Here is a 23,112-nt window from a genome sequence, read left to right on the forward strand (position 1 = left end):
CTCGGTCGCCGCCCCGCAGCCGCCGACGCTCTCCCCCCACCACCGCCCCACCGCCCGGCTCACCGGATGCGCACCACCCCTCTCCCCCGCACCGACCGCAGGCCCAGCCGTCCGCCGTCCGCCCCCGGGCGCACCGCCAGCACGTCCCTGAGCGTCAGCAGGATCTCGCCGTCGTAGCGCTCGGCCAGTTCCCGCGCCAGTTGCGCGGCGCCGCCCGGCCCGGCGTCCGGGGCCAGGGCGGGCAGGTGGCCGGGGGCGCTGAGGTCCTCGGCCTGGGCGGCCCAGCGGGCCGCGTCCCGGGTCTCGCCCTCGGCCGCGTAGTGGACGGCCAGGCAGTGCACGGCCAGCCGGTCGCCGTACTGCGTCGCGATCCGCCACCAGAAGACGCCGTCCGCGGTGCGGCCCATCCCGTAGAGCAGGCAGCCGAGGGTGCGGAAGGCCGTCTTCTCGGCGAGTTCGAGGTCCAGCGCCAGTTCGCCCGGTTCCACCGCGCCCGCCACGGTGGCGCACAGGTGCCGCAGGTCGCGTCGGAGCTCCGTCCGGCCGCCGGCCCACGGGGGCTCGCCGCAGGCGTGCGGCGGCCGGGCGTTCGCGGGCGGGCGGGCCGGGCGTTCGCGGGCGGGCGGCGCGGGCCGGCGGCCGGCGGCGAGCCGCTCGGCCAGCCGGCGGGTGAAGGCGGCCGGGTCGTGGTCGCGGAACTCGCGTTCCAGCAGGGCGGCGTCCGCCCGCAGCAGTTCGGTGACCTTCACGGGGCCTGCCCGTCGTCCGGCTGCTCCAGCAGGTATTCCAGGTGGCGCCGCCCGAGGCTGTAGTAGGTGCGGGCGGTGGTGTGCGCGATGCCGAGGCTGCGGCCGATGTCCGGGTAGGACAGGCCCGCCTGGCGCAGCCGGACGACGTCGGCCTGGACCGGGGCGGCGCGCGCGAGTTCCTCCATCGCCCAGTCCAGCGCGTCGAGTTCGGCGAGCTGGTCCAGTTCGTCCTGGCTGGTGTCGGGCCGGCGCTGCGCGATGACGCGCAGCCGTTTGCGTTCGGCGCGGCGGCGCTCGCGCAGGAGGTCCACCACCGCGTCCTTGACGACCTTGAAGGCGAAGGCCTGCGGGTCGGCGCTGGCCAGGGCGCGGCGCCAGTTCTTGTAGAGCGTGGCGCCCGCGTTCTGGACGGCGTCCTGCGCGTCCTCGCGATGTCGCAGGCGCTGCTGGGCGTACCGGAGGTAGCCCGGGTGCTCGCGGGTGAAGAAGGCCTCGAAGTCGGCCGGCAGCGCGCCGAGCGGGTCCGCCCGCAGGTCCCGCTTCTCGCCCGGCCCGGGGGTGTTCAGCACACGCGCCCCCCTTTCGTGGGTCAGCTGGCCGGCCCACCGGGTGGCACGCCGACGGCCCCTGGGGGCTCGTGGTGTAACCGTCCGGGCGGCCCGGGTTGTTGACCGGATCGGGCGGACAATTGGCGACCGTTTCCGTTCACTTTCGAACACCGGCGCTGACCTGCCGGTTCGGCCCCGACAGGAGCCCGGGGCCCGGACGCACGTGACCCACGTCACAGGTCGCGGGCCGTCCGATTTGACAGGGCGGATGCCGCGACTACGGCGCCGGCTCCACCACCGCCGAGTCCAGCGCGGCGGTCACCCGCTCCAGCAGTACGCGCAGCGCGGCCAGGTCCTCGACCGGCAGCCCGGTCGCGTCGAACAGCCGGCGCGGCACCCGTCCGGCCCGCTCGCGCAGGGCGGAGCCCTCGGCGGTGAGGCTGACGGTGACCGACCGCTCGTCCTCCGGACTGCGCTCGCGCCGCACCAGTCCGGCCGCCTCCAGCCGCTTGAGCAGCGGGGAGAGCGTGCCGGAGTCGAGCCGCAGGCGCTCGCCGATCCGCTTGACGGGCAGGTCGCCGTCCTCCCAGAGCACGAGCAGGACGAGGTACTGGGGGTAGGTGAGCCCGAGGTCGCGCAGCAGCACCCGGTAGACGCCGCCGAAGGCGCGGGAGGCCGCGTTCAGCGAGAAGCAGATCTGCTGGTCGAGGCGGAGCAGTTCCTCGTCCGCCATGCCGGGGAGCGTGGTCATGACTCCATGGTACCGATCACCCCCACGCCATTTAGTTGTGCGCAATTGAATTGCGTGCTCTACTTATCTCCGGAGGGCGGCCCTGCGGCCGCCGGAACACACGAAGGGAACCGACCATGGACGCGCTCTACACCGCAGCCGCCACCGCCAACGGCCGGGAGGGCCGCGCCGTCAGCTCCGACGGGCAGCTGGACCTCGCGCTGGCGATGCCGCCCGCGCTCGGCGGCAGCGGCCAGGGCACCAACCCCGAGCAGCTGTTCGCGGCCGGCTACGCGGCCTGCTTCGCCAGCGCCCTCGGCCTGGTCGGCCGCCAGGCCCGGGTCGACACCAGTGAGGTCTCGGTCACCGCCGAGGTGTCCATCGGCAAGGACGGCGCCGGTTTCGGCCTGGCCGTCGTGCTGCGCGTCGAGCTGCCCGAGGCACTCGCGGACGGGACCGGCGAGCAGCTGGTCAAGCAGGCGCACGAGGTCTGCCCGTACTCGCGCGCCACCCGCGGCAACATCCCGGTCGAGCTGGTCGTCGAATAGGCCCGGCAGGCCACGCACGCCGGGTAGGCCGAACGGGCTACGCAAACGCCGGCCAGGCCGCCACCGCGGACAGGCCCGCCACACGCACCACCGTGTGGCGGGCCCGTCCGCGCCCCGGCTCAGCCGTCACCCGGCCCGTTCACCGAGCGCAGCGTGTCGAGCCGGTGCCGGTACTCCTCGGTGTCGATCTCGCCGCGCGCGAACCGCTCCGCGAGCAGTTGCTCGGGCGTCGGCCCGCCCACCGCGCCGTGCGGTGCGCCCCACCCCGGCCCCGCCGCACCCGAAGCCGCCGCACCCGAAGCCGCCGAGCCCGGGCCCGCACCCGGACCCGCCGGGCCGTGCGGCAGCGGTCGGCGCGACCGCGACAGGTACCGGAACAGGGCGATGGCGGCGAGCACCAGCACCAGCAGGACCAGCAGAGTCATGACCGCCATCACGCCGATGCCCCAGCCACCCAGGACGTGGCCGTGTCCGTGCCAGTACCTCATCGGGACCTCCTCCTCCGGCCCCGCAACCGGGGCCCGCCGAGGTGACCAGCGCCTCACCACCATCGTGCGCCCGCACCGGGCCGAAGCGCCCTGAAGAAAGCCTGAGAAAACGTTCCGGCGCTCAGCGCCCGGCCCACCGGGGTAGCGTTGACGCCCATGAACCACCACCCACCGGCCGACGACCGCTCGCCCGAGCAGCTCGTCGCGGCCGGGGTGCTGCGGCGCCACGGGGACCACCGCCCCCTCCCCGCGCTCGGCCACTCCCCGATCAGCTACGTCTCCACCGCGCTCTGGGCCGAACTCACCGCGCTCGCCATCGCACCGCCCGCGGCCGACGCGACCGCCACCGCCCTGCTGCACGCCATCGCCGCACGCGCGGTGGACGCGGCCCTGGCCCCCGGCAACGAACGCGCCCCGCGCGACGACCTGTACGTGACCCACCCCGCGCACATCGGCGCGCACCGCCGGACGGTCTGGTTCCAGCGCTCCGGTCCGCGCGGCCCGGTCACCGCCACCTTCGCCCCGTGAGGCGGGACGCTCAGCGCTCGACCTGAAGGCTGTGGCAGACCCAGCTGAGCCGGTCCGGCCCCTGCAGCGGCGGCCGGTCGTGGTACGTGCCGTCCGCGACGGACAGGTTGACGATCAGGTACGCCTGCCAGCTGGGGCCGACCCCGTGCAGGTCCGCGTAGACCAGCTCGTCCTCGACGTACCAGTCCACCGAGTTCGCGCCGAGCACGACCCGCAGGTCGAAGGTCGCCCCGGGCGCGATCCCCGAGCCGGCGCCGTGCCAGTACCGGTAACCGCCCCGTACGTGGTTGGAGAACTCCAACAGGTCCGGATGGTCGGGGTGGTACTCGAAGAGGTCGACCTCGTTGCCGCCGTTCCGCCAGGTCCAGAGGGCCGGCCAGGCGCCCAGCCCGACGGGCAGCGTGATGCGTGCCGACAGCTGGTCGCCGGTGCGGGCCTGGAAGCCGTCCGGACTGCCCTCGGTGGTGAGCAGGTTGCACGTCCAGAGCCCGCCGACGAGCCGCCGGGTGGCGCTGAACACGCCGCCCGGGCAGTAGCCGCGGCCGAGGTAGTCGAGCTTGTGGTCGCCCCGGTTGGTCGGCCCCATCCGCGGGTAGGCACTGCTGCGCCCCGCGGTCCACTGTCTGGTCGAAGTGAAGTCCGCGTCGAACACGACCGCCACGGCCGCCTCCCCTGTGCTCCGGCGCCCCGGCAGTTCGACCCGCCAGGCACACAGGGTGAGTTACCCGCTACGCTCCGCAGTATGCGGAGCGGGACGCTCGGGCCGGAGCAGCGCACAGCGGTCGGATCTACGGATCGACAGATCGCAGGATCGCCGGATCAGCCCACCGGAGCGGCCGCCCCGCCCGCACCGAGCCGGTCGGTGACCGAGACCACGCCGTCCACCGAGCGGCACAGGTTGAGCACGATCGGGACCAGGTACGGCTCGGGCACCGTACCGCTGAGCACCACCCGGCCCTGATCGACCTCGACGCCGATCTCCGCCGGACTCACCCCGTCGATCCGGCCGAGCACCTCCTCGACGATCTCCCGGCGGATCACCACGTCCTCGCGCAGGAACACCCGCAGCAGGTCCCCGCGACTGACCATGCCGGTCACCCGCCCGTCCTCGTCCAGCACCGGCAGCCGCTTCAGCCCGTGCCGGCTCATCAGCCGGGCCGCCGCGACCACACTGGTCCCGGGGGTCGTGCAGACCGGCTGCCCGGTCATCAGGTCGGCCGCGGTCACGGCACCGCCCGGACCGGCCTGGGCCGCCTCGGGGGCGGGCAGCAGCGCGCCCGGATCCTCCTGCGCGGCCAGCGTGCGCAGCAGGTCGGCCTCGGAGACGATCCCGAGCGGGCGCCCCTGCGCGTCCACCACCGGCACCCCGGTGATGTCGTACTCGGTCAGCAGCGCGACGATCTCCCGGAAGCCGGTCTCGGGCGCGACCCGGACCACGGGGCTGGTCATCACTGATTCGACGGTGGCATGCCGCACGCCGGTTCACCTCGTCCACGACACTCTTGCGGCCGGGCACGGATCGTCCCGGCCGGTACCGGCAGCATCGCGCCCGGCGGCACCGGCCGCCAGGGGCCAAGGGGCTGAACGGGTGGGACCTTGGACCCGCCCGCCGAACACGGATCCGACACCGCACCGAACCGACACCTCCGAACCGGCAACCCGGCGACCCGGTGACCCGGACGGCGCAACCATCACATGATCGACTCGTTGGACCGTCCACCACGACAGCACGCACGGCATCCGGGGAGGGCACGTTGGCAGGACGGACGATGGGCACGGCATCGCCTGCGCAGGGCGCCGCGCCGCGCCCGGTGGCCCAGGCCGAGGCCGCGCTGGTGCGCCACTACCGCAGGCTGGCCCGGCTGGCGTACCTCGCGCTGCCCGCCGACCGGGACCGGCACAGCCGGGTGCTGGCCGCGCACACGACCGTCCAGCGCGCCCTGCCCTCCCGCTGGACCCGCCCGGCCGGCCCGTCGGCGGCGGACGAGGATCCGGTGTACGCCGCACTGCGCCTGCGGGTGCTGCACGCCGCGCTGCGGCCGCACCCCGCGCGGCGGCTGCCCGCTCCCCGGATCTGGGGACTGCGGCTGTTCACCCCGCACGGCGGCGAGGAGGACGCGGCGCTGAACCACGCACTCGCGGCCCTCGACGCCCCCGCCCGGGCGGCCTTCGCCCTGCGCGCGGTCGAGGGGCTGACACCGGAGCAGGCGGCCAAGGCACTGCGGCAGGCCGGGGTCGAGCACCCCGAGGCGGCCGTCGCGGCGGCGGCCGGCGTGACCGCCGGGACGGACCCGGAGCCGCCCGCCTTCGACCCGTGCGCGGTGCGGGTCCAGCCCACCGACCTGCTGCGCCGCCGCCGGACGTGGAGCGCCGCGCTGCTGGTCGTCCTGCTCGGACTCAGCACGACGGCGGCAGTGGTGGCCGACTCCGGGCCTGCCGCGCCCGCGGCCCGCCCCGCGCCCGCCCCGTCCGGCGCCGCGGCCGACCCGGCCCGCCTGACCCGGATCGAGCCGGACCGGTGGCAGCACACCGCGCGGGTCGACTTCACCGCCTGGCCCGCCCGCGGCGACCGCCGCGACGACGGCGCACTGCTCGGCCGCGCCCTGGCCGCCTGGGAGCGGCCCGGCCCGCAGACCCGCGCCGAGCCGGGCGTGGACGCCACGCCGCCCGTCGCCCCGCCCACGCTGCTGTTCGCCGGAACGGTCGACGGCACCGCCGTGGTGGTGCTGTTCGACGGCCGGCGGCTCGCCCGCTACACCGACGGGCGCGACGGCGGTCTGGACCTCGCCCGGGCCGACGACTCGGACGTGACCACGGCGGGCGCGGTGGTGCTGCGCCGCCAGGGCACCGCCGTGCGCTATCTGCTGGCCCCCTGGGTGGACGCCGCCGAGACCCGCCGGATCGACCAACCCGACTCCCCCGCGCGGACGTTGGAGCACCCTGACGGGGTCACGGCGGCGGTCCCGGGCGGCGGGCTCGCGGACTGCCACGGCGCCACGGTGCTCCAGTTGCACTCCTCCCCCGCCATCGCGGAGAAGCACGCCTTCCTGCTGACCGACCTCGGCGGGCTCGTCCCCGCGCACCTCACCTACTCCCCGCCGCCGGACCGCACCCAGCCGGCCCGCGAGCCGCGCGAGGCCACCGGCCAGGACGCGCTGCTGGCCTGGGCCCGCGCGGGCTGCGCCGTCCCGGACGGCACGCCGGGCGTCAAGCAGCTCAACCTGTGGGCCTTCGCGGTGCAGCCGCTGCCGCAGAACGCGGGCTCGGCGTCCTGGGTCTGCCTGCGCGCCGACCGCTGGACCGGTGAGGGCAGCGCCGCCACCGCCGTCCTGCTGCCGACCGCCCGCGGCCCGCAGCGCACCGGCGGCGGCCCGGGGCGGGCGTGCAGCCGGTTCGAGCAGGACGTCGTCGGCTGGGCCTGGTGGCGATCCCCGCAGGGGGCGGAGTTCCTGCTCGCGGCGGGCAGCCGGCGGATCACCCGGCTCGCCGTCAAGGGCCCGGACTGGTCCACCGACCGGCCCGCCCCGGACCACACGCTGGCCGTCGAGCGCCCGGCCCGGGCGACCGTCCAGGTGGAGGCGGCCCTGGACGGCGGCGCCCGGATCAGCCCGCCGCACTGAACCGACCGGCCGACTCGCGCGTGTACTCCGGCAGCTCGCCCTCCAACCGCTCGTTGCCCGGCAGCTCGCTCTCAAGCGGCTCGTACTCCGGCAGCTCGTAGTGCGGCAGCTCGACGCCGGAGACCTGCTTGCCCAGCTCCAGCATCCGGTTCAGCACCCAGCGCCGGTTCAGCAGCCCGTTGCGCACGCGCAGTCCGGTGGCGGTGCGCGGCGCCAGGAACGGGCCGGTGCGGTCCCCGCCCTTCTGGCAGCCCTCGGCGTAGCCGCGCAGCAGCTGCTCGTACCGGGCGAAGGCGGTGCGGTGGTCGCCGCGGGCCCGGGCCAGTTCACCGGCCAGGACGTACGCGGCCACCACGGCGGTGCCGGTGCCCATGCCGCCGATGGTGGCCCCGCAGGCCGCGTCGCCGAGCAGGGCGACCCGGCCGCTGGACCAGGTGGGGACGTCGGCGCGGCTGATCGAGTCGAAGTAGAGCTCGGGGGCGTGCCGCAGGCTCTCCAGCAGGCGCGGCACCTGCCAGCCGAGGCCCGCGAAGGCGTCCCGCACCAGGGCCTTCTGCTGCTCCTGATCGTGGCGGTCGTAGCGCAGTTCGGGCGAGGCGAAGAGGCAGAAGGCGCCCGCGCGGGCCGGGTCGCGGTGGTCGGCGCCGATCGAGGCGAGCCGGCCGGGGACGTTGAGGCCGACCGAACCGGGCGGCAGGCCGAGGTCGTTGGGGAACTGCCAGGTGGCCGCGTAGTAGCCGAGGTGGCGGACGTAGCGCTGCTCAGGGCCGAAGGCGAGCCGGCGGACGTTGGAGTGCAGCCCGTCGGCGCCGACCACCAGGTCGAACTCGCGCGGCGCGCCGTGCCGGAAGGCGGCCCGCACACCGCCCGGGGTCTCCTCCAGGGCGGTGATCGAGTCGCCGAAGACGTACTCGGCGCGGGTGCGGCTGTGCCGGTACAACAGCTGGGCGAGCTCGCCGCGCGGGATCTCCAGCTCGCCGCCCGCGAACTCGGCGGGCAGGTGCAGGAGTCGGCGGCCGTCGGCGCCGAGGAAGGTCATCGGGCTGCCGCCGGTGTCGAGCGCGCGCAGTTCGTCGAGGACGCCCATCCGCTCCAGCACCGTCAGGTGGGTGCGGCCGCGGAAATCGACGTTCTGGCCGCCGCCGCGCAGCGCCGGGGCGCGTTCGACGACGGTGACCTCGAAGCCGTACCGGCCGAGCCAGTGCGCCAGGGCGGGGCCGGCGATGCTCGCACCCGAAATCAGGACCTTGGTACTCAGGGAAACCACTCCGTCCGAGAGGATCGAGAAACTGCGTCCAGCGGATACTGTTTACCGCTGTGTACGGTAGACGCAGTTAGGTCGGACGAGCAACCCCCAGAACGGGAGCGGAATGTGAGCGAGGCGGCGAACGACATGGTGCGGCTGCTCTGGGGCCCCCCGGCCAAGCCCACCCGCGGGCCGAAGCCGGCCCTCAGCCTGGAGCGGATCGCGGCGGCGGGCGTCGAGATCGCGGACGCCGAAGGCCTCGGCGCGGTCTCGATGCAGAAGGTCGCCGGGCTGCTCGACTTCACCAAGATGTCGCTCTACCGCTACGTGCCCGGCAAGGCCGAACTCGTCGCCCTGATGGTCGAGGCCGCCGTCGGCGAGCCCCCGCAGGACCGGAACGCCCACGACTGGCGGTCCCAACTGACCTCCTGGGCACACCACTTGACCGAGTCGTTCGGCCGCCACCCGTGGCTGCTCGACGCCACCGTCGGCCCCCGGGTGATGGGCCCGAAGGAACTCACCTGGCTGGAACGGGTGGTGACCGCCCTCGACGGCCACGGACTGACCGGCCCCGAACGGATGGACGCCGCCGTCCTGCTCGCCGGACACGTCCGCAGCATCGCCCAGCAGTCCCGCGCCGCCGGGCCCGACGGCTCCCCCGAAGCCGAACTCCTCACCGCCCTGGGCACACTGGTACACCAGCACGCCGACCGCTACCCCGCCCTGGCCGCCGCCATGACCGGGGAGGACGGACGCGATCAGGCCCTGGACTTCGGCCTGGACCGCATCCTCGACGGCCTGGCCGCCCTGATCACCCACCGCGAGGGCACCGCCTGACGCCTCCGGCCCTGCCCCCGCCGCGCCGGGATCCGGGCCGACAGCCGGGGGCAGGGCGGGCTGCGCGCTCGGGACCGAGCAGGTGCAGCCGGATCCGCAGAAGCTCCCGACGTGCCCGTTCGGCCGATCCGGGCGATCATGGGACGAACCGCGTCTCGGCGATTCGGCGCGCCGGTGTCAGTCCGGCGGCGCCCGGAAGGTGGACTGCGATGTTCCAGCTCCTGTGGATTCTGCTCATCGGCTTCGTGCTGGGCGTACTGGCCAAGCTGATCCTGCGCGGGCCGCAGTCGATCCCCTGGTGGCTGACGATGCTGCTCGGCGCCGCCGGGGCGTGGCTCGGCAACGCCGTCTCCGGATGGATCGGCGTCCGCCACACCTCGGGCATCGACTGGATCCGGCACCTTCTCCAACTCGGCTTCGCCGTCGCCCTGGTGGCCTTCGTCGCCCCGGCCTGGACCAAGTCCCACCCGAGCCGCTGACCCGGACGACCCGGCCCCCGGTGGCAGGAGGCGGCCGACGCGTTCGGCGGGGAGGTGCCGTCAGCCGACGTGCACGGCCGGGCGGCGGCTGCGGTCGGGTTCGGCCTCGCGCAGGACTTCGCGGGTGACGGGGGCGATCTCGCCCTGGCCGAAGAGGAAGAACCTGAGGAACTGGGCGAAGGGGTTGCCCTCGGTCCACTCGAAGTAGATGTGCGGCTGCTGCCCGGTGAGGTCCCGCACCCGCAGCAGCAGGGCGGCCAGCGCGTTCGGCACGCTGGAGCTCTGCAGCGTCAGCACCCGGTAGCGGTCGTGCAGCACCTCGCCGCGCACGGTCAGTTCGGCCTCGAAGTCGGACGGGTCGAGCACGGTGACCTCGACGAAGACCAGGTCGTCCTCGGGCGGGATGTCGTTGTCGGCGCGGATCTGGCGCATCTTGTCGCGGTACTCGGCGAGATCCCGGCTGTTCGGCTCGTTGGCGATCAGCCGCAGCGGGCGGTGCATGTAGTCCCGGACGAAGCGTTCGGCGACGACGTCGAGCACCACGTCGGTGACGCGCAGCTCGAAGGCCCGCTTGAGCCGGGAGAGGAAGGAGACCAGCATGATGCCGGCGATGAAGCAGCCGCCGATCTTGACGCCGTCCGGCCGCTCGGCGATGTTCACGGCCGTGGTGTAGAGGAAGACCCCGGCGATCACGGCGAAGCCGACCGTCCTGCGGCGCTGCCCGGACTTGTGGGCGGCGATGGTGACGGCGATGGCGGCCGAGCTGATCAACACCAGCACGCCGGTCGCGTACGCGCCGCCCTGGGCGTCCACGTTGGCGTCGAACAGCCAGGTGACCAGGAAGGCGATCAGGGTGAGGACGATCACGGTGGGGCGCACCGCGCGGGCCCAGTGCGGGGCCATGCCGTAGCGGGGCAGGTAGCGCGGCATCAGGTTGAGCAGTCCGGCCATCGCGGAGGCGCCCGCGAACCAGAGGATGGCGATCGTGGACAGGTCGTAGACGCTGCCGAAGGTGTTGCCGAGGTTCTGGTGGGCGAGGTAGGCGAGGGCTCGCCCGTTGGCCTGGCCGCCGGCCTTGAAGGCGTCCGCGGGGATCAGCAGGGTGGTGATGAAGCTGGTGGTGATCAGGAAGCAGCTCATGATCGCGGCCGCGGTGGTGAGCAGCTTGCGGGCGCCGCGGATCCGGCCGGTGGGCTTCTCCTCGGTGTCGTCCGGGTCGCCCTCGATGTGCGGCATCACGGCGACGCCGGTCTCGAAGCCGGACAGGCCGAGCGCGAGCTTCGGAAAGACGATCAGTGCGACGCCGATCATCGCGATCACGCTGCCGTGCTCGGTGGTGAGCGCGGCGGTCCAGTCGCCGACGACGTGCGGGGCCTTCAGCACGTGCCAGAGTCCGTTGGCCACCACCACGACGTTCAGCGCGAGGTAGACCGCGACCAGGACGACGGCGATGCCGATCGCCTCGCTGAAGCCCTTGAGGAAGACCCCGCCGAGCAGGGCCACCATGATGAGGGTGATCGTCACCTGCCTGCCGGTCAGCACGCTGTGCAGATGCGGGTTCTCCACCAGGTGCGCGGTCGCGTCGGCGGCGGACAGGGTGATGGTGATCATGAAGTCGGTGGCCGCGAAGCCGAGCAGCGTGAGCACGAAGAGCTTGCCCTGCCAGAACGACAGCAGCCGCTCCAGCATCGCGATCGAGCCCTGGCCGTGCGGGCTCTCCTGGGCGACCCGCCGGTAGACGGGCAGGGCGCCGAGCAGGGTGACGACCACCAGCACGATGGTCGCCAGCGGCGAGAGCAGGCCGGCGGCGAGGGCGGCGATGCCGGGCTGGTAGCCGAGCGTGGAGAAGTAGTCGAGGCCGGTCAGGCACATCACCCGCCACCAGCGCTGGCCCTTGACGTGCGGCGCCTCGGCGTGCGGGCCGGGGTGCTGCTTGGCCATGTCGGACAGGCCTTCCAGCATCCACGCCCGGAACCTCGCACCGAGGGTCGCGGGCGCCACCCCCGGATCGGCCGAACCCGACGACACCACGTGCACCCCTGTCCACCAGTCGGCCGGCCGCGCTCGGCTCCGGCCCCCCGAAGGCCGCCGGACGGCGGGCCTGGTCAGGCTAGGGGACCGGATCGGTGCCGCCGGGGAGCAGCGCGTCCGGACACGCCAGGGTGCCCCGGACGGCCCTCAGCGGTGGCGGGCGGCGCCCCGCCGTGCTGCTCGTCCCGGCGCGGCGGGCTGCACGCACTGCCCGGAACCGGCGAGGATGTCCGCGCGATCGACGGATGCGCGCGGGTTTGCCGTGGACGGACACCAGGGAGGCAGCGGTGGCGGAACCGAGTCGGCGGGGGATTCTGGGCCTGGGCCTGTTGGCGGCGGCCACCGCCTCCTGCGGCACCCGCCACCCGGACCCCGCCCCGCACTCCTCGTCCGACGGCCCGGCACCGAGCCCCTCCCCCGACGGCCCCGCCCCGACCGCCGACGCCCAGCACGTGGGCGTCCCGCCGGAGCAGTCCCTGCCCGGCACGCCCGACTGGGAGATCACCGACCCCGGCCGCGCCGACGCCGTCGAGGGCTTCGCCGACCGGGTCAGCGTGCTGCCCGGTGAGCAGTTCGGCCTGCACGTCTCCACCCCGGCCGCCGCCTTCACCGTCTCCGCCTACCGCATCGGCTGGTACGACGGCGCCCGCGCCCGACTGGTCTGGCGCCGTGAGCACGTCCCGGGCGGCCGGCAGCCCGCCCCGCACGTGGACCCGACGACCAGGACGGTGCTGACCGGTTGGCAGCGCACCCTCGCCGTGGACACCACCGGCTGGCCCGAGGGCGCCTACCTGCTGCGTCTGGACGCCGAGGACGGCTCCGGCCAGCGCTACGTCCCGCTCACCGTCCGCTCCGCCGCCACCGCCGGGCGGACGGTCGTGATGAGCGCCCCCGCCACCTGGCAGGCGTACAACGAGTGGGGCGGGTACAGCCTCTACAACGGCCCCACCGGCGGCCTGGCCACCCGCTCGCTGCGGGTGGTCTTCGACCGGCCCTACGACTACGACCACGGCGCCGGGCTGTTCCTGGTGTACGAGGCGCCGCTGGTCGCGCTCGCCGAGCGGCTCGGGCTGCCGCTCGCCTACACCACCGGGATCGACGTGGCCCGGGAGCCCGGGCTGCTGCGCGGCGCGAGCGCCGTCCTCTCACTCGGCCACGACGAGTACTGGTCCCCCGAGCAGCGCGCCCAGGTGGTCGCGGCCCGGGACGCCGGCACCAACCTGGCGGTCCTGGGCGCCAATTGCTGCTTCCGCCGGGTCCGCTTCGAGCCCTCGGAACTGGGCCCGGACCGGACGGTGGTCTGCTACAAGGACGCGTGGGCGCAGGACCCGGGCCACCAGGCCGGCGCCCCGGCGACCACCGACTTCCGGGCCGGCCCGGGCGCCGACCCGGAGAGCTCGATGCTCGGCGTGATCTACGACGGCTACCCGGTGGACGCCCCGTACGTGGTCGGCTCGCCGGAGCACTGGGCGTTCGAGGGCACCGGTGTCGCCGCCGGGGCGTCGTTCCCGCACCTGGTCGGCGTCGAGTACGACCGGGTGGACACCGCCTTCCCCACCCCGCGTCCGATCGAGGTGATCGCGCACTCCCCCGTGGTCTGCGAGGGCCGCCGCTCGCACTCCGACACCGCGTACTACACCGTGCCGGGCGGCGCCGGGGTGTTCGCCTCCGGGACGATGCGCTGGGTGGAGGCCCTGGACGCGCACGGGCCCGGGGGCGGCAGCGCCGACCACGGGATCGACGCACGGGCCGGGGACCTGGTCCGCCGGGTCACCGAGAACGTCCTGCGCACCTTCGCCGCCGGCCCGGCCGGACCGACCCACCCGGCCCGGGACAACCTCGCGTCCGTCTACGGCGGGGCGTAGACACCCTGGGCCCACCGGTCGAGGAACCGTCGAAGAAATTTCCCGGGACGACGGATCGGGCGGTGACGCGGCGCCCCGGGCACGCATCGCGGTCGAACGGTTTTCCGGACCGTGGCCGGCCGTGCCCAGCCCGTCACCCGGGGCGAGGAACCGTCCGCCACACCGATACACTCACACGGTCTCATCCACCGCAGGTCGTCAAGGACAACCGTCCGGCGTGGCACGGGTGCCGGCCGGAAAGGGCACGAGGGAAACAGAACATGGTCGAGGCCTCCCCGAAGGTCGTTGTCGTCGTCCCCACGTACAACGAGCGGGAGAACCTTCCGGTCCTCGCGGGTCTTCTCGCGGACCTCCCGGTACCGGGCCTGCACCTGCTGGTGGTCGACGACAACTCGCCGGACGGCACCGGCGAGATCGCGGACAAGCTCGCCGCCGAGTCCGGCGGCACCGTCGGCGTGCTGCACCGCACCGAGAAGGACGGCCTCGGCCGCGCCTACCTGGCCGGCATGGCCCGGGCCCTGGACGAGGACGCCGACGTCGTGGTCCAGATGGACGCCGACCTCTCGCACCCGGCCTCGGCGATACCCGCGATGGTCGAGGCCCTGCTGGCCGACGACACCGCCGTGGTGCTCGGCTCCCGCTACGTGCCCGGCGGTTCGACCGCCGCGGAGTGGCCCTGGCACCGCAAGGCCCTGTCCGCCTGGGCCAACCTCTACGTCAACACCATCCTCGGCCTGGGCGTCCGGGACGCCACCGCCGGTTTCAAGGCCTGGCGGGCGAGCACCCTGCGGGCGATCGACCTGCCGACCGTGCAGAGCAGCGGGTACTCGTTCCAGGTCGAGATGAACTACCGGGTCGTCCAGCGCGGCCTGACGATCCGCGAGGTGCCGATCCGCTTCGAGGAGCGGATCGAGGGCGCGTCGAAGATGAGCATCGGGGTGCAGGTCGAGTCGGCGCTGGCGCCCTGGAAGCTGCGGCTGAACCGCCAGGACCCGCGGTAGGGCGTGGCCCGCCGGACCGTGGCCCTCGCCCGGGTCGAGGGCAGGGCCAGGGCATACGGGTGCCGGTCGGGCGGCTCGGCGGTGTGAAGGGCGACCAAGGGGAAAGAAGGGCGACATGCCCCTTCTCCCGGAGTCCCTCACGGCCCTGATCCGCCGCGGTGCCCGAGAACCCTTCGTCGTCCAGACCGTGCGGGCCACCGTGGCCGCCACGCTCGCCTTCGCGGTGGCCACCCGCCTCAGCAGCGAGCCGGCCCCGCTGACGGCCCCGCTCACCGCGCTGCTGGTCGTGCAGGTCACCGTCTACTCGACGCTCAAGACCAGCATCCGCCGGGTCAACTCGGTGGTGGTCGGCGTGCTGATCGCGACCGGCTTCAGCGCCGTGGTGGGGCTCTCCTGGTGGAGCCTCGGGCTGATCATCCTGGCGTCGCTGGTCGTCGGCCGGTTCGTCCGGGTCGAGGAGTTCGTCCAGGAGGTCGCGATCAGCGCCATGCTGATCCTCGGCGTCAGCGGGCTCGCCTCGCAGGCCTGGGACCGGGTGCTGGAGACGCTGATCGGCGCCGCCGTCGGCCTGCTGTTCAACCTGCTGTTCGCCCCGCCGGTCTGGGTGGACACCGCCGGGGAGTCGATCGAGGACCTCGCCCGGCGGGCCCGCCAGCTGCTGCTGGACATCGCCGAGCAACTGGGCCGTCCGACCCCGGTCGCCCGGGCCGCCGAGCAGCTGCACGAGGCCCGCCGGCTCGACCACGCCATCGCCGACGTGGACGTGGCACTGCGCCAGGCCGAGGACAGCCTGCGGCTCAATCCGCGGATCAACGACGGGCTGCTGTCCCGGCTGGTGCTGCGCACCGGGCTGGACACCCTGGAGATCTGCGTGGTGGTGATCCGGGTGCTGGCGCGCTCGCTGACCGACCTGGCCAAGCGGCGCGCGCCCGGCGAGCGGCTGTTCCCGCCGGACGTCGCGGTGGGCCTGGAGGAACTGCTGGCGCACGTCGGCGGGGCCATGGTCAGCTTCGCGGTGCTGGTCACCACCCAGGTGAGCCGCAGCGCCGAGGAGGCGGAGCGGCGGCTGACCGCCGAGCTGGCCGCGGCCTGGACCTGCCGGGAGAACGTCGCCCAGGTACTGCTGCAGAAGGTGCGGGAGCACCCGGAGGCCTGGCAGTTGCACGGCTCGATACTGGCCGAGGTGGACCGGATCCTGGACGAACTGGACCTGGAGCACCGCAGCCGGCGGCTGATGGAGGAGCTGGACCGGGCCTCGGTGGCGAGCCGGGAGCGGTTTTCGCGGTTCGCCGGGCTGCGCCGGTTCGTCCGGGGCGAGCGGGCGCGCCCGGCAGTGCGGGCCGGGCGCTGACCCTGCGTCGGACTCCGGGGGGGTCGAGGGTCAGAAGGGGGACCACGGCCGGGGGTCACCGGTTCGGCGCCCCCGGCCCGCGGCCCGCCCGCTACCGGGTCAGTGCACCCAGCCCGCGTAGCGCTGCACGAAGCGCAGTCCGGTGTGGGCGGTGACGACGACGTCGTAGCGGCCCTGCTTGTCCAGCGGCCAGGACAGGTTCACCTGCTGCCCGGGCTTGACCCGGACGGTCTGGGCGGTGCCGGCGAAGTCGTTGGGCGCGGCGGTGAAGGAGACGTCGGTCATGCCGTCGTTGGCCACCTGCAGGGTGAGCCGCACGCTGCCGTGCAGGTCGGCGGTGACGATCGGCACGCCGACGTCGTTCTGGCCGTCCTGCCCGTCCCGGACCACCGTGCCGGCGAAGCGGCGGACGAAGCCGTCCGGGCCGTGGACGGTGAAGTCGTAGCGGCCGTTGGTGGTGGCGGCGTCCCAGACGTACCGGGCGGTGGCGCCGGGGGCGACGGTGTACGGGGTGCCCGCGAAGGGCAGCGCGATGTTCGGGTAGACGGTGTACGGGAAGGCCACCGAACCGTCGTTGCTCATCGTGCAGGTGACCTTGCCGGTCTTGCGGTCCACCTCCACGTCGGCCCACGGCTGGTAGGGCAGCGGGCGGTGCGGGCGCTCGCCGCGTTCCTGGACGGGCATCGCCTGGGCTCCGACCGCCGGGAGGGCGACGCCGGGCAGCTTGGTGCCCGCGTCGGCCTTGGCCATCAGGGCCGTGGTGTCGGGCAGCGACGGGACGGACTGGTTCGGCGCGGCGAAGTCGAAGCAGCTGGTGAGGTCGCCGCAGACGGACCGGCGCCAGGCCGAGATGTTCGGCTCGGCGACACCCGTGACCAGCTCCATGAAGCGCAGCACGGAAGTGTGGTCGAAGACCTGGGAGTTGACCCAGCCGCCGCGCGACCAGGGCGAGACGACCCACAGCGGGACGCGGTTGCCGAGGCCGATGGCGCGCCCCTGGGTGAACTCCTCGGGGGTACCGGCCTCGGGGGTGGGCGGGACCATGTGGTCGAAGTAGCCGTCGTTCTCGTCGTACATGACCAGGAAGACGGTGTGCTGCCACACGGCCGGGTTGGACATCAGCGACTGGAGGGCCTGGTTGACCCAGTGCGCCCCGTACGCCGGGCCGGCCTCCGGGTGCTCGGAGAAGAGGTAGGGGGCGACCAGCCAGGAGATGGTCGGCAGGGTGCCGTCCTTGCAGTGGCGGTCGAAGGCGGCCGGGTCGAACTTGGTCATCGCGTTGATGTAACGCGGGTCGGTGGGCGGGAAGTTGTGGAACTGCTTGAAGTAGGAGAGGGCGTTGTCGTCGTAGTCGCCGGTGCGGTCGTCCTTGCTGGGGTTGTGGTAGACCCGCCAGCTGACGCCGGCCTGCTCCAGGCGCTCGGCGTAGGTGGTCCAGTCGGCGACGGGGTTGTCGGTGACCGGGGTGTTGTCGATCCACGGCCCGGTGGTGCCGTCGCGGCCGGGGCCGGAGGTGCCCGTCCAGAGGTAGAGCCGGTTGGGGTCGGTCGGGCCGGCGAGGGAGGTGAAGTAGGCGTCGCAGAGGGTGAACGCGTCGGCCAGGGCGTACTGGTAGGGGATGTCGTCCCGGGTGAAGTAGCCCATGGTGCGCTCGCCCTTGGCGGCGATCCACTTGTTCATCGCGCCGTTGTTGATCGCCTGGTGGCCGGTCGCCCAGTCGTGGGGCAGGCCGCCGGCGTTCTGCGCGTTGTACTTCGAGGTGTCCATCCGGTACGGCAGCATCGCGCCGCCGTCGCTGCGACGGCTGTCCGGCTGGCGGAACACGTCGGCGCCGTCCGGGAACTGGAGCGCCTGCTTGTCGCCGAAGCCGCGGACGCCACTGAGCGTGCCGAAGTAGTGGTCGAAGCTGCGGTTCTCCTGCATCAGCACGACGACGTGCTTGACGTCCTTGATGGTGCCCGTCAGCCGGCCGGAGGCGGCAGGGGCGGCGGCGGGAGCGGCCTCGGCGGGGGCGGCGCCCAATCCGGTCAGGGCGGTGGCGCCGACGGCCGCGGTGGCGCCGACGAAGGTGCGGCGGGAGAGCTCGGACATCACGAACTGGCCTCTCAGAGCTGGAAAGTGGCGACGGCGGCGGCGGTGTCGGAGGGCCACTCGTTGGCGGCGGTGTTCGGCTCGGGCTGCGGCCAGTCGGCGACCAGGGAGTGCGCCTCGACCAGCTTCAGCGGGCCCGCGTACTGGACGTAGTCGATGCGGTCCTGCGGCTCGGGCTTGGCACCGCGCTGCTTACGGGTGGGCGACCAGGTCGCGCCCGGGAACCTGACCGGGTCGCGGTGCTCCTCGCGGAAGGTGTCAGTCAGCCCCGCGCCCTGAAGAGCCACGCTGACGGGCCAGTTGAGCGCCCCGACGCCGCCGTGCGCGGCGGCGGTGGCCGCCGTCCAGTCCAGGTGGGACGGCGAGGAGAGGGCACCGGCGAGCACCACCGGAGTCCGCCGGGCGATGTCCGCGCGCACTGCGGCGGCCAGGGCCCTGGCCTGCTTCAGGCGGAGCGAGGCGGTCTCGGCCGCCTCCGTCTGGGCGGCCGTCCGACCGTCCTGGAGCGCGTACGGGCCGTAGCCGGCCTCGTCGAGGTGCGCGGCCCAGAACCGGACGGCCCGGCCGCCGGGAAGCTGCACGGTGGCCCCGGCGGCGGGCAGGTCGGCGGTCGGCGGGGTGACGTCGGCGAGCGGGTAGCGGCTCAGGATGCCGACGCTGCCGGGGCTCTGGTAGGCGTACCAGCCGAGCGCGTCGGCCAGGGTCTTCGCCCGCTCACCGGCGGTCTCCTGGAGGGCCAGCACGTCCAGGCCCTGGGCGAGGACGACCCGCAGCTGCTTCTCCAGCGCGTCGGTGTACCCGGCGCCGGCGTCGTGCAGGTTCCAGCTGGCGGCCTTGAGGCGCGGCGGCGCGGCGGGGTCCACCACGGGGATCAGGACGGTGACGGTGTCGACGGCACCCGCGCTGTCCTTGACACCGACGACGGCCACCTCGGGGCTCTTGCCCGCCGCGGGCGCGGTGCCGGTGAGCGTGCCGTCGGCGGTGACGTTCAGCCAGGACGGCCCGCTGACCTTGCGGAAGGCGGCGGTCCCCGCCGGGTTGCCGGCCGGGCGGGACCAGAGGCCGCCGAGCTTGACGGAGACCGCCGAGCCGGGGGCGACGGGTGCGGTGGTGAGGGCGTCCACGGCGCTGTGCGGGCGGACGACGGCCGGCTTGGCGCGGAAGCTGAACGGGGCCATCTGGGCGAGGACGCCGTAGCCGTCCTTGGCGAGCAGGTAGGCGGTGTACGGGCCGCCGGTCAGCGCGGAGGTGTCGAGCTGGAGGTCGCCGGAGGTGCCCGGGACGTACTTCCAGACGAGGGAGCTGCCGTTGCCGGGCTGGCGGCCGCCGTCGTACACGCCGACCCAGTTCTTGGCGTCGGGGGCGTCGGTCGTCCAGTGGAAGGTGAGCCGGTCGCCTTCGGTGGGGTTGGCGGAGGAGGTGAGGGTCAGGGCGCTGCCTGCGGCCACGGTTGTCCTGTCCGCCGCCCGAGGGCCGGTCCGCCGGGGGTCGGCGCCGGGCCCGCGCGCGGCTGGTCACGGAGGCTGGGGAAGGGAAGGCCCGGCAGTTGGCTGTACAACTGTGGGCGGCCCTCATTCATCCGAAAGTCAGCGACCGGGACGTGAACGGCGCGTGACGGCCCATCGGGCGGTTCGGGAACTCCGTGGCGGGCGGCGAGAACCCCTGGCGGAAACCCCGGAGGCCGGAAGCGCAGGAGGGCCGCGACGGGATCCGTCGCGGCCCTCCTGCGTTGCTGCGTTGCTGCGCCTCTCTTGGCTTCTTCTTGGCTTCTCGGCCTATGCCAGGGCGAGGAACAGCTTCTCCAGCTCGGCCTCGCTCATCGGCGGGGTGTCCTCGTCGGAGACGGCCATGCACTGGCGCATGCCGCTGGCCACGATCTTGAACCCGGCCCGGTCCAGGGCGCGCGAGACCGCCGCGAGCTGGGTGACCACGTCCTTGCAGTCACGGCCCGCCTCGATCATCGCGATCACCCCGGCCAACTGGCCCTGGGCACGGCGCAGCCGGTTCAGGACCGCGCCGACCGACTCCTCGTCCACCTGCATGTCCGGGCCGCCTTTCGCATCGACTGTCGACTGACAACTGTACCCGGCGGGGTATCCATTCCAGGGGCAGGGCGATGCGGGCGGGGGCACCGGGGTGTTCGGTGGTCCAGCGGCGGTGTTCAGCGGCTTTGCTCAGCGGCTTTGCTCAGCGCCGATGTTCAGCGAACTGTGTTCAGCGACGGGCGAGGCGGCGCTCGCCACCGGCGCCGGTCTCGTACGGGAGCCCGTAGTGCGCGAACACGGCCGGTTCCTCCTCGGCGGGCAGGACGTCGTCGGTGCCGATCGACGGCGCCTGCTTGACCTGGCTCTTCGGGAACGCCACCTGGACGTAGTCCGGCCCGACGACGGCCCCGTCGAGCGGGACGAACACCAGACGGCGCTTGGCCACCAGGCCGACCGTGACGGTGGCGAAGAACGGCTGGTCGGTGGCCGTCTCCACGTAGACGGACTCCAGCGAGCCGATGCGGTGGCTCTTCTCGTCGACCACGGCGTGGCCGCGCCATTCGCGGATGTCTGCCATAGCGATCACCACAGCGTCGGACCTCCTGTTCCCCGGTCTTTGCGCTTCCGTCGCCCGGCGACGGTTCGCCGCCGGGACCTCCCATCCTCCGCCGGGACGACCGGGGGCGCGCGATGGGCGACGAAAACGGACATACAGGGGTGACCTGACCAACCGCCACCAGGGCCGTGACCTGGGCTTTAGGCTGTCCGCCGAGGGAATTGCAAGCAGATCATCCGATCGTCAACAGACGGAGGCAGCGGCCGTGGGACACGACGACCTGTGGGAGTCCGGCGAGGCCGGAACCCCGGCCGACCTGCGGCCCGACATCCCGCACCCGGCCCGGATGTACGACTACTACCTCGGCGGGAAGGACAACTTCCCCGCCGACCGGGCCGCCGCCGAGAAGGCGCTCGCCGCCAATCCGGAGTTCCGCTCCACCGCACGGGCCAACCGCGGCTTCCTCACCCGCGCGGTGCGCTGCGTCGCCGGCCTCGGCATCGACCAGTTCCTCGACGTCGGAACCGGCATCCCCACCGCCGGCAACACCCACGAGATCGCCCAGGCCGCCAGCCCCGGGGCGCAGGTCGTCTACGTCGACAACGACCCGATCGTGCTCAGCCATGCCCGCGCCCTGATGTCCGGAACGGGCCCGGGGCGGACCGCCGTCCTCCAGGCCGACCTGCGCGAGCCGTCCGCCGTACTCGCCGCCGTCGAGGCCGCGGGGCTCCTCGACCTCTCGCGACCGGTCGGCCTCGTCCTGGCCGCCGTCCTGCACTTCCTGCGCGACGAGGACAAGCCCCACCAGGCGGTCGACACGCTGATGGACGCGCTCCCCTCCGGCAGCCACCTCGTTCTCTCGCACGGCACCGCCGACTTCATCCCCGCCGAGGTCCGCGACCGCGTCACCGGCATCTACGACAAGGCCACCGCCCCCCTCGTCGGCCGCACCCGGGACGAGGTCCGCGCCTTCTTCGACGGCCTCGACCTCCTCGACCCCGGCGTCACCACCGTCCCCCTCTGGCGCCCCGACACCGCCCCCGCCCCCGGCGCCGACCGCGTCAGCATCTACGGCGCGGTGGGGCGCAAGCCCTGACGGCTCCCCCCGAACGAATATACCGACCGGTCTACAGACTCTTTCCTGCCCGAAGCCCCGGCCCTCCCTGAACAACCGCTGATCCGACGATTCCGCCCTGCGCACAGGAAGTCGAACCCGCCGACTTCCTGTGCGACTGGCGAGTCGGAGGCGCCCGACGGAGAAGAAATATACCGACCGGTCTACAGATTTCTTTCTGCCCAGGAGGACGCCGGGCTCGTTTCCGCGCAGGAAGTCGAACCCGCCGACTTCCTGCGCGGAAAACAGCTCCGCAGCCGCCTCCGGAAAATATGTAGGCCGGTCTACAGATTTCTTCCCGGGGCGACGGCTGGGGTGACAGCGGGCGCGGGCGGGCCCAGGTGGGGGTGGGTGGGGCGGCACCGGGGGCTGACTGGAGTCGCTTTAGGGGGGTTAATACCACCGACCTGGGCCACCACGTGCGGTTACTGTCGTCGGGACGGCTCCGGACGGGGGCGGTCACCAGGGGCTATCGCGCAACAAACAGCGCAGGACACATGGGGGACGAACATGGGCAGGTACCACCGTTTCGCGGGGGCTCTCGTGGTCGCAGGGCTCTCCGTCGGGGTGCTCAGCGCCTGCAACCCGATCGGGACCAACTTCACCGACGACGCCACCGTCACGGACAAGATCACCGGCATCCGGCTGGACAGCGACGCCGGGGAGGTGACCGTGCGCGGCAAGGCCGGCGCCACCCAGGCCGCCGTTCACCGCAACATCACGTACCGGAGCGACAAGCCGGGCGCGAGCACCCGGGTGGACGGTGGCGTGCTGGTGCTCGGCGGCTGCGGACGCAACTGCTCGGTGGACTACACCGTCGAGCTGCCGCCGGGGCTGCCGATCACCGGGGGGACGTCGGCGGGCGGGATCAAGCTCACCCAGGTCGGAGACGTCTCGGTGCACACCAGCTCCGGCGACATCACGCTCGACGACGTGGCCGGGCCGGTCGATGTGCGGACCAACAACGGCGAGATCAAGGGCACTTCGCTCAAGGGCGACCGGGTCAGCGCCAAGACCGACAACGGCGGGATCAAGCTCACCCCCGGCAAGGCCCAGAACATCACGGCGAAGACCTCCAACGGCGAGATCAACGTGACCGTGCCGACCGCCTCCTACCACGTCACCGCCTCGACCGACCTGGGCGAGAAGCACATCGGCGTCCAGAGCGACCCGAACGGCCAGTACAAGCTGGACCTCGGGACGAACATCGGCGAGATCACCGTCAAGACGGGCTGACCGACCCGGTCGGCTGGGCCGCCAACGGGGCGCCGTGACGGCCGAGTTCGCACCGGTGCGCGGCCGCCCGGCCCCGCCGGGGGGCGTAGCGGGGCCGGGGCGCGGCGGG

General features: G+C 73.6%; 22 protein-coding genes. 10 read left to right on the top strand and 12 right to left on the bottom strand.

The features are described from left to right. Positions 1 to 59 precede the first annotated feature (59 nt). The 3 genes from ACIQVZ_RS25155 to ACIQVZ_RS25165 form a co-directional block, all read right to left on the bottom strand. A complete protein-coding gene (locus ACIQVZ_RS25155; protein WP_350882707.1) occupies positions 60 to 749 on the bottom strand; it encodes a hypothetical protein in 690 nt (229 codons plus the stop codon). Beyond that, the gene (locus ACIQVZ_RS25160; protein WP_350882705.1) at positions 746 to 1,318 is read right to left on the bottom strand and encodes a sigma-70 family RNA polymerase sigma factor; all 573 of its coding nucleotides are present in this window, start codon (positions 1,316 to 1,318) and stop codon (positions 746 to 748) included. The genes ACIQVZ_RS25155 and ACIQVZ_RS25160 overlap by 4 nt, the downstream gene beginning before the upstream one ends. Positions 1,319 to 1,574: 256 nt before the next feature. Further along, positions 1,575 to 2,048 carry a MarR family winged helix-turn-helix transcriptional regulator gene (locus ACIQVZ_RS25165; RefSeq protein ID WP_063350703.1) on the bottom strand — a complete coding sequence of 158 codons (474 nt, stop codon included), beginning with the start codon at positions 2,046 to 2,048 and terminating at the stop codon, positions 1,575 to 1,577. A 116-nt stretch (positions 2,049 to 2,164) separates the two neighbouring features. Here ACIQVZ_RS25165 and ACIQVZ_RS25170 point away from each other — a divergent pair, with 116 nt between their 5' ends. After that, a complete protein-coding gene (locus ACIQVZ_RS25170; RefSeq protein WP_063350702.1) occupies positions 2,165 to 2,575 on the top strand; it encodes an organic hydroperoxide resistance protein in 411 nt (136 codons plus the stop codon). Positions 2,576 to 2,694: 119 nt separating this feature from the next. Here the strand turns inward: ACIQVZ_RS25170 and ACIQVZ_RS25175 are convergent, their stop codons facing one another. Beyond that, complete coding sequence (locus tag ACIQVZ_RS25175) at positions 2,695 to 3,063, bottom strand: hypothetical protein (RefSeq protein ID WP_402452973.1); 369 nt, start codon at positions 3,061 to 3,063, stop codon at positions 2,695 to 2,697. A gap of 156 nt (positions 3,064 to 3,219) precedes the next feature. Between ACIQVZ_RS25175 and ACIQVZ_RS25180 the strand changes: the two genes are divergently transcribed. Next, positions 3,220 to 3,591 (top strand): hypothetical protein, encoded by a 372-nt coding sequence (locus ACIQVZ_RS25180; RefSeq protein WP_350882697.1) that lies wholly within the window; start codon positions 3,220 to 3,222, stop codon positions 3,589 to 3,591. A 10-nt stretch (positions 3,592 to 3,601) separates the two neighbouring features. On the opposite strand, the gene ACIQVZ_RS25185 is transcribed toward ACIQVZ_RS25180, so the two are convergent. Next, complete coding sequence (locus ACIQVZ_RS25185; RefSeq protein WP_350882695.1) at positions 3,602 to 4,252, bottom strand: beta-glucanase; 651 nt, start codon at positions 4,250 to 4,252, stop codon at positions 3,602 to 3,604. Between the two features lie 158 nt (positions 4,253 to 4,410). Beyond that, positions 4,411 to 5,040: a CBS domain-containing protein gene (locus ACIQVZ_RS25190; protein ID WP_350882693.1), complete on the bottom strand. Its 630-nt coding sequence runs from the start codon at positions 5,038 to 5,040 to the stop codon at positions 4,411 to 4,413. 320 nt (positions 5,041 to 5,360) lie between these two features. Here ACIQVZ_RS25190 and ACIQVZ_RS25195 point away from each other — a divergent pair, with 320 nt between their 5' ends. Further along, positions 5,361 to 7,211: a hypothetical protein gene (locus tag ACIQVZ_RS25195; RefSeq protein WP_402452976.1), complete on the top strand. Its 1,851-nt coding sequence runs from the start codon at positions 5,361 to 5,363 to the stop codon at positions 7,209 to 7,211. Here ACIQVZ_RS25195 and ACIQVZ_RS25200 read toward each other — a convergent pair. Beyond that, positions 7,195 to 8,469, bottom strand: a complete 1,275-nt coding sequence (locus ACIQVZ_RS25200; RefSeq protein WP_402453068.1) for an FAD-dependent monooxygenase — start codon at positions 8,467 to 8,469, stop codon at positions 7,195 to 7,197. The genes ACIQVZ_RS25195 and ACIQVZ_RS25200 overlap by 17 nt on opposite strands. A 114-nt stretch (positions 8,470 to 8,583) precedes the next feature. Here ACIQVZ_RS25200 and ACIQVZ_RS25205 point away from each other — a divergent pair, with 114 nt between their 5' ends. Continuing rightward, the gene (locus tag ACIQVZ_RS25205) at positions 8,584 to 9,294 is read left to right on the top strand and encodes a TetR/AcrR family transcriptional regulator (RefSeq protein ID WP_402452978.1); all 711 of its coding nucleotides are present in this window, start codon (positions 8,584 to 8,586) and stop codon (positions 9,292 to 9,294) included. Between the two features lie 209 nt (positions 9,295 to 9,503). After that, on the top strand, positions 9,504 to 9,773 hold the full coding sequence (locus tag ACIQVZ_RS25210; protein ID WP_350882685.1) for a GlsB/YeaQ/YmgE family stress response membrane protein: 270 nt from the start codon (positions 9,504 to 9,506) through the stop codon (positions 9,771 to 9,773). A 60-nt stretch (positions 9,774 to 9,833) separates the two neighbouring features. On the opposite strand, the gene ACIQVZ_RS25215 is transcribed toward ACIQVZ_RS25210, so the two are convergent. Beyond that, a complete protein-coding gene (locus ACIQVZ_RS25215; RefSeq protein ID WP_350882683.1) occupies positions 9,834 to 11,735 on the bottom strand; it encodes an amino acid transporter in 1,902 nt (633 codons plus the stop codon). 356 nt (positions 11,736 to 12,091) lie between these two features. Here ACIQVZ_RS25215 and ACIQVZ_RS25220 point away from each other — a divergent pair, with 356 nt between their 5' ends. The 3 genes from ACIQVZ_RS25220 to ACIQVZ_RS25230 all read left to right on the top strand — a co-directional run bounded on the left by ACIQVZ_RS25220 (position 12,092) and on the right by ACIQVZ_RS25230 (position 16,021). Next, positions 12,092 to 13,669 carry a N,N-dimethylformamidase beta subunit family domain-containing protein gene (locus ACIQVZ_RS25220; protein ID WP_402452981.1) on the top strand — a complete coding sequence of 526 codons (1,578 nt, stop codon included), beginning with the start codon at positions 12,092 to 12,094 and terminating at the stop codon, positions 13,667 to 13,669. A gap of 260 nt (positions 13,670 to 13,929) precedes the next feature. Beyond that, positions 13,930 to 14,670 carry a polyprenol monophosphomannose synthase gene (locus tag ACIQVZ_RS25225; RefSeq protein WP_402452983.1) on the top strand — a complete coding sequence of 247 codons (741 nt, stop codon included), beginning with the start codon at positions 13,930 to 13,932 and terminating at the stop codon, positions 14,668 to 14,670. 115 nt (positions 14,671 to 14,785) lie between these two features. Next, entirely contained in the window at positions 14,786 to 16,021 is a 1,236-nt protein-coding gene (locus tag ACIQVZ_RS25230; RefSeq protein ID WP_350882677.1) for an aromatic acid exporter family protein, read from the top strand. 99 nt (positions 16,022 to 16,120) lie between these two features. Here ACIQVZ_RS25230 and ACIQVZ_RS25235 read toward each other — a convergent pair whose 3' ends face one another. The 4 genes from ACIQVZ_RS25235 to ACIQVZ_RS25250 form a co-directional block, all read right to left on the bottom strand. Further along, positions 16,121 to 18,112 carry a phosphocholine-specific phospholipase C gene (locus ACIQVZ_RS25235; RefSeq protein ID WP_402452985.1) on the bottom strand — a complete coding sequence of 664 codons (1,992 nt, stop codon included), beginning with the start codon at positions 18,110 to 18,112 and terminating at the stop codon, positions 16,121 to 16,123. A 14-nt stretch (positions 18,113 to 18,126) separates the two neighbouring features. After that, positions 18,127 to 19,560: an endonuclease/exonuclease/phosphatase family protein gene (locus tag ACIQVZ_RS25240; protein ID WP_402452987.1), complete on the bottom strand. Its 1,434-nt coding sequence runs from the start codon at positions 19,558 to 19,560 to the stop codon at positions 18,127 to 18,129. 327 nt (positions 19,561 to 19,887) lie between these two features. Beyond that, on the bottom strand, positions 19,888 to 20,154 hold the full coding sequence (locus ACIQVZ_RS25245; RefSeq protein WP_063350689.1) for a metal-sensitive transcriptional regulator: 267 nt from the start codon (positions 20,152 to 20,154) through the stop codon (positions 19,888 to 19,890). A 172-nt stretch (positions 20,155 to 20,326) separates the two neighbouring features. After that, a complete protein-coding gene (locus ACIQVZ_RS25250; protein WP_387816669.1) occupies positions 20,327 to 20,674 on the bottom strand; it encodes a PRC-barrel domain-containing protein in 348 nt (115 codons plus the stop codon). Positions 20,675 to 20,918: 244 nt separating this feature from the next. On the opposite strand from ACIQVZ_RS25250, the gene ACIQVZ_RS25255 reads away from it, so the two are divergent. Next, positions 20,919 to 21,749, top strand: a complete 831-nt coding sequence (locus ACIQVZ_RS25255; RefSeq protein WP_402452990.1) for an SAM-dependent methyltransferase — start codon at positions 20,919 to 20,921, stop codon at positions 21,747 to 21,749. A gap of 528 nt (positions 21,750 to 22,277) precedes the next feature. Further along, complete coding sequence (locus ACIQVZ_RS25260; protein WP_350885607.1) at positions 22,278 to 23,003, top strand: DUF4097 family beta strand repeat-containing protein; 726 nt, start codon at positions 22,278 to 22,280, stop codon at positions 23,001 to 23,003. The last annotated feature ends 109 nt before the right edge of the window (positions 23,004 to 23,112 follow it).

This window comes from Kitasatospora sp. NPDC098663, from assembly GCF_044760075.1.
Lineage (GTDB): Bacteria > Actinomycetota > Actinomycetes > Streptomycetales > Streptomycetaceae > Kitasatospora.

Coding starts and splice junctions, on each gene's coding strand:
- ACIQVZ_RS25250 (WP_387816669.1), bottom strand. CDS start 20,674: ATGGCAGACATCCGCGAATGGCGCGGCCACGCCGTGGTCGACGAGAAG.
- ACIQVZ_RS25230 (WP_350882677.1), top strand. CDS start 14,786: ATGCCCCTTCTCCCGGAGTCCCTCACGGCCCTGATCCGCCGCGGTGCC.
- ACIQVZ_RS25245 (WP_063350689.1), bottom strand. CDS start 20,154: ATGCAGGTGGACGAGGAGTCGGTCGGCGCGGTCCTGAACCGGCTGCGC.
- ACIQVZ_RS25195 (WP_402452976.1), top strand. CDS start 5,361: ATGGGCACGGCATCGCCTGCGCAGGGCGCCGCGCCGCGCCCGGTGGCC.
- ACIQVZ_RS25180 (WP_350882697.1), top strand. CDS start 3,220: ATGAACCACCACCCACCGGCCGACGACCGCTCGCCCGAGCAGCTCGTC.
- ACIQVZ_RS25165 (WP_063350703.1), bottom strand. CDS start 2,048: ATGACCACGCTCCCCGGCATGGCGGACGAGGAACTGCTCCGCCTCGAC.
- ACIQVZ_RS25175 (WP_402452973.1), bottom strand. CDS start 3,063: ATGAGGTACTGGCACGGACACGGCCACGTCCTGGGTGGCTGGGGCATC.
- ACIQVZ_RS25235 (WP_402452985.1), bottom strand. CDS start 18,112: ATGTCCGAGCTCTCCCGCCGCACCTTCGTCGGCGCCACCGCGGCCGTC.
- ACIQVZ_RS25190 (WP_350882693.1), bottom strand. CDS start 5,040: ATGACCAGCCCCGTGGTCCGGGTCGCGCCCGAGACCGGCTTCCGGGAG.
- ACIQVZ_RS25215 (WP_350882683.1), bottom strand. CDS start 11,735: ATGCTGGAAGGCCTGTCCGACATGGCCAAGCAGCACCCCGGCCCGCAC.
- ACIQVZ_RS25225 (WP_402452983.1), top strand. CDS start 13,930: ATGGTCGAGGCCTCCCCGAAGGTCGTTGTCGTCGTCCCCACGTACAAC.
- ACIQVZ_RS25260 (WP_350885607.1), top strand. CDS start 22,278: ATGGGCAGGTACCACCGTTTCGCGGGGGCTCTCGTGGTCGCAGGGCTC.
- ACIQVZ_RS25170 (WP_063350702.1), top strand. CDS start 2,165: ATGGACGCGCTCTACACCGCAGCCGCCACCGCCAACGGCCGGGAGGGC.
- ACIQVZ_RS25210 (WP_350882685.1), top strand. CDS start 9,504: ATGTTCCAGCTCCTGTGGATTCTGCTCATCGGCTTCGTGCTGGGCGTA.